General features: G+C 52.5%; 1 protein-coding gene. It reads left to right on the top strand.

The window, feature by feature from the left end; genetic code table 11:
* The coding region (locus J1781_RS00040) for a GTP-binding protein (RefSeq protein ID WP_238483430.1) at positions 1-255 on the top strand (255 nt) is incomplete at both ends.

Below are 255 nucleotides of genomic sequence, written 5' to 3'. Positions count from 1 at the left end.
ACGGCGCTATCCTGGTTGTTGCTGCAACTGACGGCCCTATGCCTCAGACGCGTGAGCACATCCTGCTGGGTCGCCAGGTTGGCGTTCCATACATGATCGTGTTCATGAACAAATGCGACATGGTAGATGATGAAGAGCTGCTGGAACTGGTAGAAATGGAAGTTCGTGAACTTCTTTCTGCTTACGAATTCCCAGGCGACGACATCCCGGTCATCAAAGGTTCAGCGCTGAAAGCACTGGAAGGCGATGCAACGT

Source organism: Rahnella perminowiae (genome assembly GCF_019049695.1).
Taxonomy (GTDB): Bacteria; Pseudomonadota; Gammaproteobacteria; order Enterobacterales; family Enterobacteriaceae; genus Rahnella; species Rahnella perminowiae.
Note: the sequence above shows the minus strand (reverse complement) of the source record. Positions and strands in the feature narration are given on the sequence as shown.